Source organism: Streptomyces sp. NPDC053474 (genome assembly GCF_044544845.1).
In the GTDB taxonomy this organism is placed as follows: Bacteria; Actinomycetota; Actinomycetes; order Streptomycetales; family Streptomycetaceae; genus Streptomyces.
In genome coordinates this window covers 477,885-494,840 of record NZ_JBITXV010000002.1, presented here as the reverse complement: position 1 = coordinate 494,840, position 16,956 = coordinate 477,885, and the positions used below count along the sequence as shown (strand labels likewise).

The following is a 16,956-nucleotide window of genomic DNA, read 5'->3' as shown; positions in this document are numbered from 1 at the left end:
TAATCAGGCTCCTTGAGCATGGGACGGGGTCTCGGCGGCCGGGCTCGGGGGAGCCGGTGGGAGGTCTCCGGTCGGCACGCCAGCGGCGGAGGGCCCGCCCTTGCGTTCGCGCCAGGCAGCGCGCAGCATCTCGTGCCACCGCGGACGCTTGCGCGGCGGAACGTGATCGACACCACCGAGCGACCACGGGTTGCACCGCAGGATGCGCCAGCCAGTGAGCGCTGTTCCCTTGACCGCACCGTGCCGGTCGATGGCGAGGTAGCCGTAGTGGGAGCACGACGGGTAGTACTTGCACACCGGGCCGAGGAGTGGACTGATCGTCCACTGGTACAGCTTGATCAGCGCCAGCAGCGGGTACTTCATCGCGCGCCCCCTCCAAGGAGGCGCCGCAGGGCGGCGTCCAGGTCTTGGGCCAGCTGTGCGTAGGTGGCGTCGCCCGCGCCGGGCAACGCTCGTACGACTACCAGGCTACCGGGGGGCACCAAGGCCAACCGGTCGCGTGTCAGATGGCGAAGTCGACGCTTGACCGTATTGCGTACAACGGCTCCACCCACGGCCTTGCTCACGACGAAACCCGCACGTGGCGGGGGAAGGCTCTCCCCCGGCACATGCGGGTCCGTTGCACCGCTGCGTAGATGGACGACGAGGAGAGGGCGACCAGCCCTGCGTCCTCGCCGTACCGCGGTCGCGAAATCCTCGCGCCGCCTCAGCCGATGCTCGGTAGGCAGCACGACGTCATGACCTAATTGCGCTTAGGCGGACAGGCGGGCGCGACCCTTGCTACGGCGGGACGCCAGGATGGCGCGGCCGGCACGGGTGCGCATACGCAGCCGGAAGCCGTGGGTCTTCGCGCGACGACGGTTGTTCGGCTGGAAGGTGCGCTTGCTCACTCGGGGGCTCCAGTAATGACTCGTGTGGTGGCGGGTATCGCCTGGCTGTCACCGTGCGCCCACGAGAAGCTCGGAGAAGCTCGCGTATAGGCACCGAGTGCACCGCTTCACAATCACAGACCGTGATCTTTGCCCATCGGAGGCAGGCGGCAGCAGCCATCGACAACTCGACCTGGTTACGGTACGCGGGGCTACGCCATCCGGTCAAACCAGCCGTCAGGGAGAGACACTGTGCACAGCCTGTGGACAACAACTTGAACCGCACCCGTCGCCCTGACTACCGTGGCTGAACTCCGATTCGTTCCCTTCCCCCTGCCCCTCCCGATTTCCGTCCCGACCCGTCCCAAGAACCACACCTTCGTGGGACCTGTGAGAGAGCGTGCCCTGTGGCTGACGTACCTGCCGATCTTGCCGCAGTGTGGCCAAGGGTTCTGGAACAGCTGCTGGGCGAAGGGCGGGGGCAGGGCGTCGAGGCGAAGGACGAGCACTGGATCCGACGGTGCCAGCCGCTCGCGCTCGTCGCCGACACCGCGCTCCTCGCCGTTCCGAACGAATTTGCGAAGGGTGTCCTGGAGGGCCGTCTCGCCCCGGTCGTCAGCGAGACGCTGAGCCGCGAGTGCGGGCGCCCGATCCGCATCGCCATCACGGTCGACGACTCCGTGGGCGAGCCGCAGACCCCGCCCGCGCCGCCGGTCCAGCACCAGCAGCCACGGTACGAGGACCAGCCCTCCCGCTACGAGGAGCAGCCACCCCGCTACGAAGAGTCCGCACCCCGGTACGAGGGGCAGGAGCCGCCCGCCGCCTCAGGCCAGGGGCATGACGCGTACGACGGGTACGGCCGCCGCCCTGGCGACGAGCGCTCCGCGGGGCCGCGCCCGGACCAGCTGCCGACGGCCCGCCCGGCGTACCCGGACTACCAGCGCCCCGGCGCGTGGCCGCAGCAGCCGCAGGACGACTACGGCTGGCAGCAGCCGCGCCTGGGCTTCCCCGAGCGCGATCCGTACGCGAGCCCGGGGCAGCAGCCGCAGCAGCACGACTACCGCCCGCAGCCGCCGCAGGAGCGTTCGCCGTACGAGCAGCAGCACTCCGAGCGGCCGGGGCAGGAGCGCCACGACCGGCGTGAGCGGCACGAGCCGCCCTCCGGCACTGGCTCCGGCGCAGGCCCGCACGGGGGCCCTGGCGGCCCCTCGGGCCCCGTCGGCCACGGCGGCACCTCCCTGCCCGCGTCGAGCGGCGCTCCTGGCCCGCTGGCGGCGCAGCCCGCGCCCGCGACCGGCCCGGGGGAGCCCACCGCGCGGCTGAACCCGAAGTACCTCTTCGACACCTTCGTGATCGGGGCGTCGAACCGCTTCGCGCACGCGGCCGCGGTCGCCGTCGCCGAGGCCCCCGCGAAGGCGTACAACCCCCTTTTCATCTACGGGGAGTCGGGGCTCGGCAAGACCCACCTGCTGCACGCGATCGGGCACTACGCGCGGAGCCTGTACCCGGGCACGCGCGTGCGCTACGTGAGCTCCGAGGAGTTCACCAACGAGTTCATCAACTCCATCCGCGACGGCAAGGGCGACAGCTTCCGCAAGCGCTACCGCGAGATGGACATCCTGCTTGTCGACGACATCCAGTTCCTCGCGGACAAGGAGTCGACGCAGGAGGAGTTCTTCCACACGTTCAACACGCTCCACAACGCGAACAAGCAGATCGTGCTCTCCAGTGACCGGCCGCCCAAGCAGCTGGTGACCCTGGAGGACCGGCTGCGCAATCGCTTCGAGTGGGGTCTGATCACCGACGTCCAGCCGCCCGAGCTGGAGACGCGCATCGCGATCCTGCGGAAGAAGGCGGTCCAGGAACAGCTCAACGCCCCGCCGGAGGTCCTGGAGTTCATCGCGTCCCGCATCTCGCGGAACATCCGTGAGCTGGAGGGCGCGCTGATCCGCGTCACGGCGTTCGCGTCGCTCAATCGACAGCCTGTGGACCTGGGTCTCACCGAGATCGTCCTGAAGGACCTGATCCCGGGCGGCGAGGACGCGGCTCCGGAGATCACGGCGACGGCCATCATGGCGGCCACCGCCGACTACTTCGGCCTGACGGTCGACGACCTGTGCGGATCGTCGCGCAGCCGGGTCCTGGTGACGGCCCGCCAGATCGCCATGTACCTGTGCCGCGAGCTGACCGACCTCTCCCTGCCGAAGATCGGCGCGCAGTTCGGCGGCCGCGACCACACGACGGTGATGCACGCCGACCGCAAGATCCGCGCGCTGATGGCCGAGCGCCGTTCGATCTACAACCAGGTCACCGAGCTCACCAACCGCATCAAGAACGGCTGACAGCAACGGCGATACGCGACGCAACGGCGCCCCGAGGACACGTCTCCGGGGCGCCTATTCGCGTTTTCGTGTGCCTACGTAGAGGGCCATTGCCTACGTAGAGGGCCATCCGCCTACGGAGTGAGCCATCGCCTACGAGGTGGGCCCTGGCGGGTGTTGAAGCAGCAGGGCCGCAACTGGCGCCGCGCGGCGGGCCCCTGTCGCACGTTCCCGGTTCCAGGAGCGCCCTCCTCAGCGCCGCCAGATCCCGCCCCGCGGCCCGCTGAAACCCGTCCTCAAGGCTGCGTACGGCGCCTGCCGCCCCCTGATGACCCCCGAAGACCGCGACCTCTTCGTCATCTTCTGTTCGATTCATGGTCACCTCACCCGGGTTCTCCACAGATCTGCGGCCTTTTCGCTCTCCACACCCTGGGGACTGGAAAGTTGTCCCAACGGTGTCCACAGGGGACCCTGCTGAATAGTCATCAGGCCAGGTCAGGTGGTTGTGGATTCGTGGACGAAGACTGTCCACAGTCTGTGGATGAAAATCTTGTCCACAGGGGGTGGGAAAAGTTGTCCACCGGCGACCCACAGGCTGAGGTCGGTTGTACACAGCTTCTCCCCAGGCCTGTCCACTGTTCGGCAACGCGACGCGCGCTCTCACCGGGTCGAGTGAAAGGCGTCACACAAAGCTGCCGGGTTGGCCTGTGGGGAAGCTGGGTAAAGCTGGGGACAGGGCTGGGGAGAAGTCCCCCTCTCCTGTGCATCGGGTGTGCAGAACTTTCGCCCGTCCACAGTTACCCCCGGTTGTCCACCGCCGTCGCCCACAGGGCCAGTGGACAAAAAACGGGCGTTGACCTGCGAATTCGCGGTTATCCACGGTTTCCACAGGCCCTACTACTACTCCCGACTAGAGAGAGTCAGATTTCCGCTTTGAAGTGGGGGCTGTGTACAACTCGCCGCTCGGGCCGCCACGACCTCTCGGCACGACTTGACCCCGACGGGCACCAGCTGTCAGTGCGGTGCGTCAGACTGGTCCCCAGTGCCAGCAACAGCAGGAGGGCGGCTAAGTGAAGATCCGGGTGGAACGCGACGTACTCGCGGAGGCGGTGGCGTGGGCGGCACGCAGCCTCCCGGCTCGGCCGCCAGCGCCCGTCCTCGCGGGCCTGCTGCTGAAGGCCGAGGAGGGCGCCCTCTCCCTGTCCAGCTTCGACTACGAGGTCTCGGCCCGCGTCTCCGTGGACGCCGAGGTCGACGAAGAGGGCACGGTCCTCGTCTCCGGCCGCCTGCTGGCCGACATCTGCCGCGCCCTGCCGAACCGCCCGGTGGAGATCTCCACAGACGGTGTACGGGCGACGGTGGTCTGCGGCTCCTCCCGCTTCACCCTCCACACCCTGCCTGTGGAGGAGTACCCGGCGCTGCCGCAGATGCCGACCGCCACGGGCACCGTCCCCGGTGAGGTCTTCGCCTCGGCCGCCTCCCAGGTCGCCATCGCCGCGGGCCGCGACGACACGCTGCCCGTGCTCACCGGTGTCCGCATCGAGATCGAGGGCGACACGGTCACGCTGGCCTCCACCGACCGCTACCGCTTCGCGGTCCGCGAGTTCCTGTGGAAGCCGGAGAACCCGGAGGCGTCCGCCGTCGCCCTGGTGCCCGCCAAGACGCTCCTGGACACCGCCAAGGCCCTCACGAGCGGCGACACGGTCACCCTGGCCCTGTCCGGCTCCGGCGCGGGCGAGGGCCTCATCGGCTTCGAGGGCGCGGGCCGCCGCACGACGACCCGCCTCCTGGAGGGCGACCTCCCGAAGTACCGCACGCTCTTCCCGACGGAGTTCAACTCGGTCGCCGTCATCGAGACCGCCCCCTTCGTGGAGGCCGTCAAGCGCGTGGCGCTCGTCGCCGAGCGGAACACCCCGGTGCGGCTCAGCTTCGAGCAGGGCGTCCTCATCCTGGAGGCCGGTTCCAGCGACGACGCACAGGCTGTGGAAAGGGTCGACGCCCAGCTCGAGGGCGATGACATCTCGATCGCCTTCAACCCGACGTTCCTGCTCGACGGCCTGAGCGCGATCGACTCCCCGGTCGCCCAGCTGTCGTTCACGACGTCGACGAAGCCCGCGCTCCTGAGCGGCAAGCCCGCCGTGGACGCCGAGGCGGACGAGGCGTACAAGTACCTGATCATGCCCGTACGTCTGAGCGGCTGAGCCCACAGGTGTGTGGCCGCGTCCGGGCGTAGGCTCGGACGCGGGTACGAACGTGCCGCGGGTACGCGGAGCCGCTCAGCGCCGAGCGGCCGTGACGTGCCGCTACGCCACATCGCTAGTTAGGAACGCACTGATGGAGCTCGGTCTCGTCGGCCTCGGCAAGATGGGCGGCAACATGCGCGAGCGCATTCGCCGCGCAGGCCACACCGTCATCGGATACGACCGCAATCCGGACCTCGCGGATGTCCACAGCCTCGAAGAGCTGGTGAGCAAGCTCAAGGGCCCGCGCGTGGTGTGGGTGATGGTCCCAGCCGGAGCCGCGACCCAGTCCACCATCGACGAGCTCGCCGAGCTCCTGTCGCCCGGCGACGTCGTGGTGGACGGCGGCAACTCCCGCTGGACGGACGACGAGAAGCACGCCGAGGAGCTCGCCGCCAAGGGCATCGGCTTCGTCGACTGCGGCGTCTCCGGCGGCGTCTGGGGCCTGCAGAACGGCTACGCGCTCATGTACGGCGGCGACAAGGAGAACGTCGCCAAGGTGCAGCCCATCTTCGACGCGCTCAAGCCGGAGGGCGACTTCGGCTCCGTGCACGCGGGCAAGGTCGGCGCGGGCCACTTCGCGAAGATGGTCCACAACGGCATCGAGTACGCGATGATGCAGGCCTACGCCGAGGGCTGGGAGCTCCTGGAGGCCGTGGACTCCGTCACCGACGTCCGCGAGGTCTTCCGGTCCTGGCAGGAGGGCACGGTCATCCGTTCCTGGCTGCTGGACCTGGCGGTCAACGCGCTGGACGACGACGAGCACCTGGACAAGCTGCGGGGCTTCGCCGCGGACTCCGGCGAGGGCCGCTGGACGGTGGAGGCGGCGATCGACAACGCGGTGCCGCTGCCCGCGATCACGGCGTCGCTGTTCGCGCGGTTCTCCTCCCGGCAGGACGACTCGCCGCAGATGAAGATGATCGCGGCGCTGCGCAACCAGTTCGGCGGCCACGCCGTCGAGTCCAAGAGCGAGCACTGATCCACAGCCCGCGCGGCCCGCTGTCCACAGCCTGTGTGGACAGCGGTGGGCCGCGGCGGGCGGGCCGTCGGCACCCAGGCCACGGCGGCCCCTAGACACAGCAGGAAAGCCGGGGGAGGTCGGCGCCACATCATGCACGTCACCCACCTGTCCCTGGCCGACTTCCGCTCGTACGCCCGGGTCGAGGTTCCGCTCGACCCGGGCGTCACCGCGTTCGTGGGGCCGAACGGCCAGGGCAAGACCAACCTCGTCGAGGCCGTCGGCTATCTGGCGACGCTCGGCAGCCACCGGGTCTCCTCGGACGCTCCCCTGGTGCGCATGGGCGCCGACCGGGCCGTCATCCGGGCCGCGGTCCGACAGGGCGAGCGCCAGCAGCTCATCGAGCTCGAACTGAACCCGGGCAAGGCGAACCGCGCCCGCATCAACCGATCCTCGCAGGTCAGGCCCCGTGACGTACTGGGCATCGTGCGCACGGTCCTGTTCGCCCCCGAGGACCTGGCCCTGATCAAGGGCGACCCCGGAGAGCGGCGCCGCTTCCTCGACGAGCTGATCACCGCCCGCTCCCCGCGCATGGCGGCGGTCCGCTCCGACTACGACCGCGTCCTGAAGCAGCGCAACACGCTCCTGAAGTCCGCCGCCCTCGCCCGGCGCCACGGCGGCCGCTCCCTGGACCTGTCCACCCTCGACGTCTGGGACCAGCACCTCGCCCAGGCGGGCGCCGAGCTGCTCGCCCAGCGGCTCGACCTCATCGCCGCGCTCCAGCCGCTCGCCGACAAGGCGTACGAACAGCTGGCCCCCGGCGGCGGCCCGCTCGGCCTCGACTACAAGCCCTCCTCGGCCGGAATCGTCGGCCACGCGCGCGAGGAGCTCTACGAGCAGCTGATCGCCGCCCTGGGAGAGGCCCGCAAGCAGGAGATCGAGCGGGGCGTCACCCTCGTAGGACCCCACAGGGACGACCTACTACTCAAACTTGGCCAGCTGCCCGCGAAGGGATACGCCTCCCACGGAGAGTCGTGGTCCTACGCGCTCGCGCTGCGGCTCGCCTCGTACGACCTGCTCCGGGCCGAGGGCAATGAGCCGGTCCTCGTCCTGGACGACGTCTTCGCCGAGCTGGACGCGCGCCGGCGCGAGCGGCTCGCGGAACTGGTGGCCCCCGGGGAGCAGGTCCTGGTCACGGCCGCCGTGGACGACGACGTACCGGGCGTCCTGGCGGGCGCGCGGTACGCCGTGTCCGGCGGCGAGGTGGAGCGCGTATGACCGAGCCCGGCAAGGCCTCGAAGCCCGACCGCCCCGCACAGCCCGCGGGGGCCGGGGCGGCCAAGCCCGCGCCGCCCGAGCCCTCCGGCGTCGACCTCGCCCGCGTGGCCCTGCGCGCCGCCAAGGAGCAGGCACGCGCGCGTGGGGACGCGACCCGCCAGAAGAAGCAGGCCCGGCGCGGCGGCCTGCGCTCGGGCGCGCGCTCCGACGGGCGCGATCCGCTGCCGCTCGGGTCCGCCATCAACCGTCTGATCACCGAGCGCGGCTGGGAGACCCCGGCGGCCGTCGGCGGCGTGATGGGCCGCTGGCCCGAGATCGTCGGCGAGGACCTGGCCAAGCACTGCGTACCGCAGCGGTACGACGAGAACGAGCACGTCCTGACCGTCCAGTGCGACTCCACGGCCTGGGCGACGAACCTGCGACTGCTCGCTCCGCAGCTGGTCGCGCGCCTGAACGAGGACCTCGGGCACGGCACCGTACGCCTCATCAAGGTCCTCGGACCCGGTGGCCCCGCACGCCGCTTCGGGCCCTTGCGGGCGCCCGGCAGCACGGGTCCCGGCGACACCTACGGATGACGAGATCCGGTCGGTAGCTGGGGGTTGACCGCCCGAAGCGCTGAGTGCCGCTGTGAGCCTCTTAGGGCCCGGGGGCGCATATGGGGAGTCGGCTGATGCCGGTTCAGGGCGGCACATGCGGACTCAGGTACCGGCAAACCCCCATCACTGTCGGCGCTACCGGTAGACTGGAAGCTAATCCCGCCCCAGTCGTGGGGAGCAGCGGGAGAAGCTGAGCAAGAGCTGAACCAGGCTTACCAACGCAACACGCCGCAGCCGCTCCGGCCAGCGCCGGGAGCTTGGCTTTGTGCTGTGCCAGAAAGGGCGCTTCGTGGCCGATTCCGGCAACCCCAACGAGAACATCCCGTCCACTGCCGCCGACGCCGGCGCCGTGCCCCCCGAGGCCATCGAGGCCTCCGGTGAGGGCACGGCCTACGACGCCAGCGCCATCACCGTCCTCGAGGGTCTGGACGCGGTCCGCAAGCGGCCCGGCATGTACATCGGCTCGACCGGCGAGCGCGGTCTGCACCACCTCGTGCAGGAAGTCGTCGACAACTCCGTCGACGAGGCCCTGGCCGGGCACGCGGACACCATCGACGTCACGATCCTCGCCGACGGCGGCGTGCGCGTCATCGACAACGGCCGCGGCATCCCGGTGGGCATCCACCCGGTCGAGAAGAAGCCGGCCGTCGAGGTCGTGCTCACGGTGCTGCACGCGGGCGGCAAGTTCGGCGGCGGCGGGTACGCCGTCTCCGGCGGTCTGCACGGCGTGGGTGTCTCCGTGGTGAACGCGCTCTCCACCAAGCTGTCCGTCGAGATCAAGACCGACGGCTACCGCTGGACGCAGGACTACAAGGGCGGTGCCCCGACGGCACCGCTCGAGCGGCACGAGGCCACCGACGAGACGGGCACGTCGGTCACCTTCTGGGCCGACGGTGACATCTTCGAGACCACCGTGTACTCCTTCGAGACGCTGGCGCGGCGCTTCCAGGAGATGGCCTTCCTCAACAAGGGCCTGACGATCAAGCTCACCGACGAGCGCGAGTCGGCCAAGGCCACGGCGGGCGCCGACTCCGCCGAGGCCACCGACGACACCGTCGAAGAGGTCCGCTCGGTCACGTACCACTACGAGGGCGGCATCGTCGACTTCGTGACGTACCTCAACTCCCGCAAGGGCGAGGTCGTCCACCCGACCGTCATCGACGTCGAGGCCGAGGACAAGGAGCGCATGCTCTCGGTCGAGATCGCGATGCAGTGGAACTCGCAGTACAGCGAGGGTGTGTACTCCTTCGCCAACACGATCCACACGCACGAGGGCGGCACCCACGAAGAGGGCTTCCGCGCCGCGCTGACCGGTCTGGTGAACCGTTACGCGCGCGACAAGAAGCTGCTCCGCGAGAAGGACGACAACCTCACGGGTGAGGACATCCGCGAGGGTCTGACCGCGATCATCTCGGTGAAGCTGGGCGAGCCCCAGTTCGAGGGCCAGACCAAGACGAAGCTCGGCAACACCGAGGCGAAGACGTTCGTCCAGAAGGTCGTGCACGAGCACCTGACGGACTGGTTCGACCGCAACCCGAACGAGGCCGCGGACATCATCCGCAAGGGCATCCAGGCCGCCACCGCGCGCGTGGCCGCCCGGAAGGCGCGTGACCTCACCCGCCGCAAGGGCCTCCTGGAGACCGCGTCCCTGCCGGGCAAGCTCTCCGACTGCCAGTCGAACGACCCGACGAAGTGCGAGATCTTCATCGTCGAGGGTGACTCCGCCGGCGGCTCGGCCAAGTCCGGCCGCGACCCGGAGTACCAGGCGATCCTGCCCATCCGAGGCAAGATCCTGAACGTCGAGAAGGCCCGCGTCGACAAGATCCTGCAGAACCAGGAGATCCAGGCGCTGATCTCGGCCTTCGGCACCGGAGTCCACGAGGACTTCGACATCGAGAAGCTCCGCTACCACAAGATCATCCTGATGGCGGACGCCGACGTCGACGGCCAGCACATCAACACCCTGCTGCTGACGTTCCTGTTCCGCTTCATGCGTCCGCTCGTCGAGGCGGGCCACGTCTTCCTGTCCCGGCCGCCGCTGTACAAGATCAAGTGGGGCAAGGACGACTTCGAGTACGCGTACTCGGACCGCGAGCGCGACGCGCTCATCGAGCTCGGCCGCCAGAACGGCAAGCGGATCCGCGACGACTCGGTCCAGCGCTTCAAGGGTCTCGGCGAGATGAACGCCGAGGAGCTGCGCATCACCACGATGGACATCGAGCACCGCGTGCTCGGCCAGGTCACCCTCGACGACGCCGCCCAGGCCGACGACCTCTTCTCGGTCCTCATGGGCGAGGACGTCGAGGCGCGCCGCTCGTTCATCCAGCGCAACGCCAAGGACGTCCGCTTCCTCGACATCTGAGCCGGTCAGGCACCCCGACGGCTGCTGACTGACGTACGAAAGGATCTTGACCGGCCATGGCCGACGAGAACAACCCCACCCCTTCCGAGGACGGCGAGGGCCAGACGGTGCGCATCGAGCCCGTCGGGCTCGAGACCGAGATGCAGCGCTCGTACCTCGACTACGCGATGTCCGTCATCGTGTCGCGCGCGCTGCCGGACGTCCGCGACGGCCTCAAGCCCGTGCACCGCCGCGTCCTGTACGCGATGTACGACGGCGGGTACCGCCCCGAGAAGGGCTTCTACAAGTGCGCCCGCGTCGTCGGCGACGTCATGGGCAACTACCACCCGCACGGCGACTCCTCGATCTACGACGCGCTGGTCCGCCTCGCCCAGCCGTGGTCGATGCGCATGCCCCTGGTGGACTCGAACGGAAACTTCGGCTCTCCGGGCAACGACCCCGCGGCCGCCATGCGCTACACCGAGTGCAAGATGGCGCCGCTGTCCATGGAGATGGTCCGGGACATCGACGAGGAGACCGTCGACTTCACGGACAACTACGACGGCCGCTCCCAGGAGCCCACCGTCCTGCCGTCCCGCTTCCCGAACCTGCTGATCAACGGCTCGGCGGGCATCGCGGTCGGCATGGCGACCAACATCCCGCCGCACAACCTCCGCGAGGTCGCCGCGGGCGCGCAGTGGGCCCTGGAGCACCCGGAGGCCTCGCACGAGGAGCTGCTCGACGCCCTGATCGAGCGCATCAAGGGCCCCGACTTCCCGACCGGTGCCCTCGTGGTGGGCCGCAAGGGCATCGAGGAGGCGTACCGCACGGGTCGCGGCTCCATCACGATGCGCGCGGTCGTCGAGGTCGAGGAGATCCACAACCGCCAGTGCCTGGTGGTCACGGAACTGCCCTACCAGGTCAACCCGGACAACCTCGCGCAGAAGATCGCCGATCTTGTGAAGGACGGCAAGGTCGGCGGCATCGCCGACGTCCGCGACGAGACGTCCTCGCGCACGGGCCAGCGCCTGGTCATCGTCCTCAAGCGGGACGCGGTCGCCAAGGTCGTCCTGAACAACCTCTACAAGCACACGGACCTGCAGACGAACTTCGGCGCCAACATGCTGGCGCTCGTCGACGGCGTGCCGCGCACCCTCTCCCTGGACGCGTTCATCCGCCACTGGGTGGGCCACCAGATCGAGGTCATCGTCCGGCGCACGAAGTTCCGGCTGCGCAAGGCCGAGGAGCGCGCCCACATCCTGCGCGGCCTCCTCAAGGCCCTGGACGCCATCGACGAGGTCATCGCGCTCATCCGGCGCAGCGACACCGTCGACGTCGCGCGCGAGGGCCTGATGGGCCTCCTGGAGATCGACGAGATCCAGGCCAACGCCATCCTGGAGATGCAGCTCCGCCGCCTGGCCGCCCTGGAGCGCCAGAAGATCATCCAGGAGCACGACGAGCTCCAGCAGAAGATCAACGAGTACAACGCGATCCTGGCCTCGCCCGAGAAGCAGCGCGCGATCGTCAGCGAGGAGCTCGCCGCGATCGTTGACAAGTTCGGCGAGGACCGCCGCTCCGCCCTGGTGCCCTTCGACGGTGACATGTCCATCGAGGACCTGATCGCCGAAGAGGACATCGTCGTCACCATCACGCGCGGCGGCTACATCAAGCGCACCAAGACCGAGGACTACCGCTCGCAGAAGCGCGGCGGCAAGGGCGTGCGCGGCGCGAAGCTGAAGCAGGACGACATCGTCGACCACTTCTTCGTGTCGACGACGCACCACTGGCTGCTGTTCTTCACCAACAAGGGCCGCGTCTACCGCGCGAAGGCGTACGAGCTCCCGGACGCCGGACGGGACGCGCGCGGGCAGCACGTCGCGAACCTGCTCGCCTTCCAGCCGGACGAGGCGATCGCCGAGATCCTCGCGATCCGTGACTACGAAGCCGTGCCGTACCTGGTGCTCGCCACCAAGGGCGGTCTGGTCAAGAAGACGCCTCTGAAGGATTACGATTCGCCTCGCTCCGGCGGCGTCATCGCCATCAATCTGCGTGAGACGGACGACGGTTCGGACGACGAGCTGATCGGCGCGGAGCTGGTGTCCGCCGAGGACGATCTGCTGCTGATCAGCAAGAAGGCGCAGTCGATCCGGTTCACCGCGACGGATGACGCGCTGCGCCCGATGGGCCGCGCGACCTCCGGCGTCAAGGGCATGAGCTTCCGCGACGGTGATCAGCTGCTCTCGATGAATGTGGTCCGGCCCGGTACGTTCGTCTTCACCGCCACCGATGGTGGGTACGCGAAGCGGACGCCTGTCGACGAGTACCGCGTCCAGGGCCGCGGTGGTCTCGGCATCAAGGCCGCCAAGATCGTCGAGGACCGTGGTGAGCTCGTCGGCGCACTGGTGGTCGAGGAGACCGACGAGATCCTCGCCATCACCCTCTCCGGCGGTGTGATTCGCACGCGAGTCAACGAGGTCAGGGAGACGGGCCGTGACACCATGGGCGTCCAACTGATCAACCTGGGCAAGCGCGATGCCGTCGTCGGCATCGCTCGTAACGCCGAGGCCGGGCGCGAGGCCGAGGAAGTCGACGGGGTCGACGAATCGTCTGACGGCACTCCGGCCGTCGGTACGGACGAGGGCACACCGTCCCCGGCCGAGTAGCGCGAGGAGTGAGTCATCGTGAGTGGAGCCCCGGGCGCCGGAGCGGCTGGATCGCGTGGAACCGGCAAGGACGGTGCCCGTGGCTCCGCCACTGATGACGACTCCCATGAGTCTCATGGATCCCAGGGGGGGACTGTGACAGACACCCGAGGTCGCGGCACGCAGACGTCCGAGACCGAGGCCCCCGCCAAGGGCGGGGCTGCCAAGAAGGGCGCGCCCGCGGGGGGCGGATCCAGCGCCCTGCCCGGTGAGCGCCCGCCCCAGCAGCAGGGCTCCCAGCCGTACCACCCGCCGCAGGCCTATCAGGCGGCGCCGTCCGGCGCGGTCCGCCGTCCGCGCACGGGGGCGCGCACCACCCCGCGCACGCGCAAGGCGAGGCTGCGGGTGGCCAAGGCCGATCCCTGGTCGGTGATGAAGGTCAGCTTCCTGCTGTCCATCGCGCTCGGCATCTGCACGATCGTCGCGGCCGCGACGCTGTGGATGGTCATGGACGCCATGGGTGTCTTCTCCACCGTCGGCGGCACGATCTCCGAGGCGACGGGGTCGAACGAGTCCAACGGCTTCGACCTCCAGGCGTTCCTCTCGCTGCCGCGCGTGCTGATCTTCACCTCGATCATCGCGGTCATCGACGTCGTCCTCGCCACGGCCCTCGCGACCCTCGGCGCGTTCATCTACAACCTCTCGGCGGGCTTCGTCGGCGGCGTGGAACTGACGCTGGCCGAGGACGAGTAGCCCTTCCGTCCTCCTCTTCCACGCTTTCCCGCTTTCCCGCCGCGCTTCCGTACGCTGCCGGGGTTCCTGGGCACAGGGGCCCCGGCAGCGTGCTGCGCGGCTCCGGCGCGGCCTTCAGGGCTCCGTGTGGCCCTCAGGCTCCGCGTGGTCACCGGTCCACGGGCCATCGATTTTGGGACTGGCCCCCACGTGCGCTAATCTTCAGAGGTCAGCGCGCGGGACACCCCACAGAGCGCGGCGGGGCTATAGCTCAGTTGGTTAGAGCGCATCCCTGATAAGGATGAGGCCACAGGTTCAAATCCTGTTAGCCCCACCAGCAAGAAGACCCCCAGCCGGTATCGGCTGGGGGTCTTCTGCGTGGGTGACGTCCACCGCTTGGGGGTTACGGCTCCGCGGCGAGGCTCGCGCTCGTGAGGGCCCCTGAGCCGTCGTCCGCGGCCTCCGCGTCCGTCGTGGGGAGGTGACGGCAGCTGGGCGTCGAGCCGTGGGCCTCGGCGCGGATGCGTTGCTTCATGGTGGGTGGCAGGGACCGTTCGTACGCCATCGCCCAGGCGGCGAGCACGTGCTCCTGTGCGCTCGTCGTGCTCTTGCACGTCGTCGTGGCGTCCTGTACCGGCGTGGCCGCGGCCGCCGAGGAGGCGAAGCCGAGCGCGGCGAACAGCGCGAGGACGGCGGAGACGAGTGTGGCCCACAGCTTCATGGCCTTGGTGGCGGGCATGGCCCCTCACTTTCGGGTTGGGCGATTTGCGTACTTTCCTCATGATGTGTATGCGGGGCCGACAGTGGGGGACCGACGCTCGCGTCGCGCCGATGTTCAGATGAACACCACCCAGATGGGTGCAGGAGGCCCGAGAAAGCGGGAAGCGGGGCAAGCTCGGCGAACCGCGCTGGGGACGGAGCGTAGGCGGAAGGATTCGGTCCGCATCTACTGCGGTGTTCCGGAGGGGAGTTGAGGCCGATCCAGGTCACCGATCGGTATCGGTCGGTGTGTATAGTCGGGCGCCAGAAGTCCCCTACGTCAAGGAAAGACGAGGTCGCGCGGTGAAGAAGCTTCTCCTGGTCGCACTGGCCGCCATCGGCGGGCTCCTCGTGTACCGCCAGATCCAGGCGGATCGCGCCGAGCAGGATCTGTGGACGGAGGCGACTGACTCCGTGCCCACGGGTTCGTGAGTATCGACGGCAGTCTCGTCACAGGGCCCCGATCGCTAGAGCGGTCGGGGCCCTGTGCTGTGCGAGGGGGCTTTTGTCCTGCTCCTCCTGGGCTGGGCGGCTGACGCCCGGTCCGCGCCTGCGATGGTCCCCGCCGGGGCGGGAGGGGCTGGGGCCGCCCTGGTCGGCGGCTGCGACCCCCTTGATTCACTTACGCAATTTCATTGCTTGCTTGGGCAAATCAATGGAGGGTGAGGTGGAGAGCGGCGTGACGCGGCACCGGGCGAGCCGTCGGGCGGTGGCGGGCGCGGGGGCCGCGCTCCTGAGCGCGGTGTGGTGCGCGGCCGCGCTCCCCGCGACCGCGCTCCCCGCGACCGCGCTCCCCGCGACCGCGCTCCCCGCGACCGCGCACGCCGCCGAGACTCCGCGGCCGCAGCCCTACGCCTTCGCCGATGACGTACGGACCGTCGCGGGTACGCCGAGCAGCACTGGGAGCCGCGCGCTCATGCCGGGATCGACGTACAGGAGCTCCATCAAGCCCCCCGGTCCCGGTGGCACGACCCAGCTCTACTACCGGCTCGACCTGGGCGCCAAGGACAACGTCTACGTCTCCGCCACCGCGCTCCCCGGCCTCGGCAGCCAGGTGGGCTTCGCGGACGGCATCCGGGTGTCCGTCGAGGACGCGAACGGCTTCGACTGCGACTCGGGCTCCGTACGCTTCGGCGCCTCGCGCAGCCCCCGCCCCCTCACCGCGTCGGCCTCGCGCGTCCTCGGGCCGGACCAGCGCCAGTGCGCCACGGCAGGCACCTACTACGTAGTCGTCGAGCGGACCGTCGACTCCAGGTCGTCGATTTCGTCCCCGACCGCGAAACCGTCCACTACGGAGACCTGGGATCTGGAGCTCCACGTCAGCTCGGAGCCCGCGCTCGCCGAGCGGGGCGCGACCACACCGCCCCGGACGGGGGACCCGGGCACTCCCGTTCCGCCCGCGGGCCCGGCCCGCCCGCGCGCGGGAGGCAGCAGCTTCAGCACGGCCAAGGCCCTGGACAGGGGTGTCTGGGGCGACGGCGTCGAGCCGGGGCGCACGCGCTACTACCGCGTGCCGGTGGACTGGGGTCAGCGGCTGTCCGCCACGGTCGAGGTCGGCGGGGCGCGGGGCACCGGGGTTTCCGGCGGGATCGGGGGCTCTGGCGGATCCGATGGTTCCGGCAGGTCGCGGGGGTCCGGGGCGGGCGGCGGTGCCGCAAGCCGTGAGTACGTCACGTCCGCGCTGGTCGTGTCCGTGTTCAACCCCGCGCGCGGCCCGGTCGATGACATGGACACCGCGTACGACGGCCGCCAGAAGTCGGCCACGCTGCCGACGCTGCCGCCCGTCGCCTACGAGAACCGGTACGCGCCCATCTCCCGGGTCGCGGGAGTGCGCTTCGCCGGGTGGTACTACCTGGCGGTCTCTCTGGACCCGGACGTCGGCGCGCGGTTCGGCGACGGGGCGGTCGGACTGACCCTGCGGGTGGGCGTCTTTGGCGAGCGGCGGCCGGGACCTGCGTACGCCGGGGCGGCGCGGCCCGCGGACGCCTTCGGCGTGACGGAGCGGGACGAGGCGGCGGCACGGGGCGGTGCCTCCGGCGGGCCTGGTGGGCGCGGCGCGGCCGCCGCCGCGGGCACGGGTGGCGACGCAGCCATGAAGGTCCTGGCCGCGGCGGGCATCGGCACCGGAACGGTCCTGGTGGCCGTGCTGGGGGTGTGGACGCTGGTGGGGCGGAGACGGGCGACGGGGCGCCGCGCTTCGGCCTGAGGGTCCGCCGCGCC

14 protein-coding genes and 1 tRNA gene are annotated in these 16,956 nt (G+C 69.8%); 11 read left to right on the top strand and 4 right to left on the bottom strand.

Annotated features, from left to right (window positions below; genetic code table 11):
* Nucleotides 1–3: 3 nt before the first annotated feature.
* The 3 genes from yidD to rpmH are packed head-to-tail and all read right to left on the bottom strand — an operon-like array spanning nucleotide 4 to nucleotide 890.
* Entirely contained in the window at nucleotides 4–363 is a 360-nt protein-coding gene (gene yidD, locus ACIG3E_RS05865) for a membrane protein insertion efficiency factor YidD (RefSeq protein WP_242719909.1), read from the bottom strand.
* Nucleotides 360–731 (bottom strand): ribonuclease P protein component, encoded by a 372-nt coding sequence (gene rnpA / locus ACIG3E_RS05860; RefSeq protein ID WP_399611729.1) that lies wholly within the window; start codon nucleotides 729–731, stop codon nucleotides 360–362. The genes yidD and rnpA overlap by 4 nt, the downstream gene beginning before the upstream one ends.
* A 21-nt stretch (nucleotides 732–752) precedes the next feature.
* The gene (rpmH, locus tag ACIG3E_RS05855) at nucleotides 753–890 is read right to left on the bottom strand and encodes a 50S ribosomal protein L34 (protein ID WP_003956500.1); all 138 of its coding nucleotides are present in this window, start codon (nucleotides 888–890) and stop codon (nucleotides 753–755) included.
* Between the two features lie 386 nt (nucleotides 891–1,276).
* Between rpmH and dnaA the strand changes: the two genes are divergently transcribed.
* From dnaA to ACIG3E_RS05810, 9 genes are all read left to right on the top strand, one after another.
* Nucleotides 1,277–3,211: a chromosomal replication initiator protein DnaA gene (gene dnaA, locus ACIG3E_RS05850; protein ID WP_399611726.1), complete on the top strand. Its 1,935-nt coding sequence runs from the start codon at nucleotides 1,277–1,279 to the stop codon at nucleotides 3,209–3,211.
* 1,049 nt (nucleotides 3,212–4,260) lie between these two features.
* Nucleotides 4,261–5,391, top strand: a complete 1,131-nt coding sequence (dnaN, locus tag ACIG3E_RS05845) for a DNA polymerase III subunit beta (protein ID WP_399611723.1) — start codon at nucleotides 4,261–4,263, stop codon at nucleotides 5,389–5,391.
* A gap of 133 nt (nucleotides 5,392–5,524) precedes the next feature.
* Nucleotides 5,525–6,409, top strand: a complete 885-nt coding sequence (gene gnd / locus ACIG3E_RS05840; protein WP_399611721.1) for a phosphogluconate dehydrogenase (NAD(+)-dependent, decarboxylating) — start codon at nucleotides 5,525–5,527, stop codon at nucleotides 6,407–6,409.
* 132 nt (nucleotides 6,410–6,541) lie between these two features.
* Nucleotides 6,542–7,666: a DNA replication/repair protein RecF gene (gene recF, locus ACIG3E_RS05835; protein WP_399611719.1), complete on the top strand. Its 1,125-nt coding sequence runs from the start codon at nucleotides 6,542–6,544 to the stop codon at nucleotides 7,664–7,666.
* Nucleotides 7,663–8,241, top strand: a complete 579-nt coding sequence (locus ACIG3E_RS05830) for a DUF721 domain-containing protein (protein WP_399611716.1) — start codon at nucleotides 7,663–7,665, stop codon at nucleotides 8,239–8,241. Before recF ends, ACIG3E_RS05830 begins: the two co-directional genes overlap by 4 nt.
* 286 nt (nucleotides 8,242–8,527) lie before the next feature.
* Nucleotides 8,528–10,624, top strand: a complete 2,097-nt coding sequence (gene gyrB / locus ACIG3E_RS05825; protein ID WP_399611714.1) for a DNA topoisomerase (ATP-hydrolyzing) subunit B — start codon at nucleotides 8,528–8,530, stop codon at nucleotides 10,622–10,624.
* 56 nt (nucleotides 10,625–10,680) lie between these two features.
* Complete coding sequence (gene gyrA / locus ACIG3E_RS05820; protein WP_366796166.1) at nucleotides 10,681–13,266, top strand: DNA gyrase subunit A; 2,586 nt, start codon at nucleotides 10,681–10,683, stop codon at nucleotides 13,264–13,266.
* Between the two features lie 18 nt (nucleotides 13,267–13,284).
* A complete protein-coding gene (locus tag ACIG3E_RS05815) occupies nucleotides 13,285–13,998 on the top strand; it encodes a DUF3566 domain-containing protein (protein WP_399611712.1) in 714 nt (237 codons plus the stop codon).
* 239 nt (nucleotides 13,999–14,237) lie between these two features.
* Nucleotides 14,238–14,314: transfer RNA gene (locus ACIG3E_RS05810), tRNA-Ile, on the top strand.
* 66 nt (nucleotides 14,315–14,380) lie between these two features.
* Here the strand turns inward: ACIG3E_RS05810 and ACIG3E_RS05805 are convergent.
* Entirely contained in the window at nucleotides 14,381–14,716 is a 336-nt protein-coding gene (locus tag ACIG3E_RS05805) for a DUF6344 domain-containing protein (RefSeq protein ID WP_172382851.1), read from the bottom strand.
* A gap of 323 nt (nucleotides 14,717–15,039) precedes the next feature.
* Between ACIG3E_RS05805 and ACIG3E_RS05800 the strand changes: the two genes are divergently transcribed.
* Nucleotides 15,040–15,168, top strand: a complete 129-nt coding sequence (locus ACIG3E_RS05800) for a DLW-39 family protein (RefSeq protein WP_003999697.1) — start codon at nucleotides 15,040–15,042, stop codon at nucleotides 15,166–15,168.
* 247 nt (nucleotides 15,169–15,415) lie between these two features.
* Complete coding sequence (locus tag ACIG3E_RS05795; RefSeq protein WP_399611709.1) at nucleotides 15,416–16,942, top strand: hypothetical protein; 1,527 nt, start codon at nucleotides 15,416–15,418, stop codon at nucleotides 16,940–16,942.
* Nucleotides 16,943–16,956 lie beyond the last annotated feature (14 nt).

Bases quoted from the DNA above. Each gene is read 5' to 3' on its own strand.
- yidD (WP_242719909.1), bottom strand. From the start codon at position 363: ATGAAGTACCCGCTGCTGGCGCTGATCAAGCTGTACCAGTGGACGATC.
- gnd (WP_399611721.1), top strand. From the start codon at position 5,525: ATGGAGCTCGGTCTCGTCGGCCTCGGCAAGATGGGCGGCAACATGCGC.
- recF (WP_399611719.1), top strand. From the start codon at position 6,542: ATGCACGTCACCCACCTGTCCCTGGCCGACTTCCGCTCGTACGCCCGG.
- ACIG3E_RS05830 (WP_399611716.1), top strand. From the start codon at position 7,663: ATGACCGAGCCCGGCAAGGCCTCGAAGCCCGACCGCCCCGCACAGCCC.
- gyrA (WP_366796166.1), top strand. From the start codon at position 10,681: ATGGCCGACGAGAACAACCCCACCCCTTCCGAGGACGGCGAGGGCCAG.
- ACIG3E_RS05805 (WP_172382851.1), bottom strand. From the start codon at position 14,716: ATGCCCGCCACCAAGGCCATGAAGCTGTGGGCCACACTCGTCTCCGCC.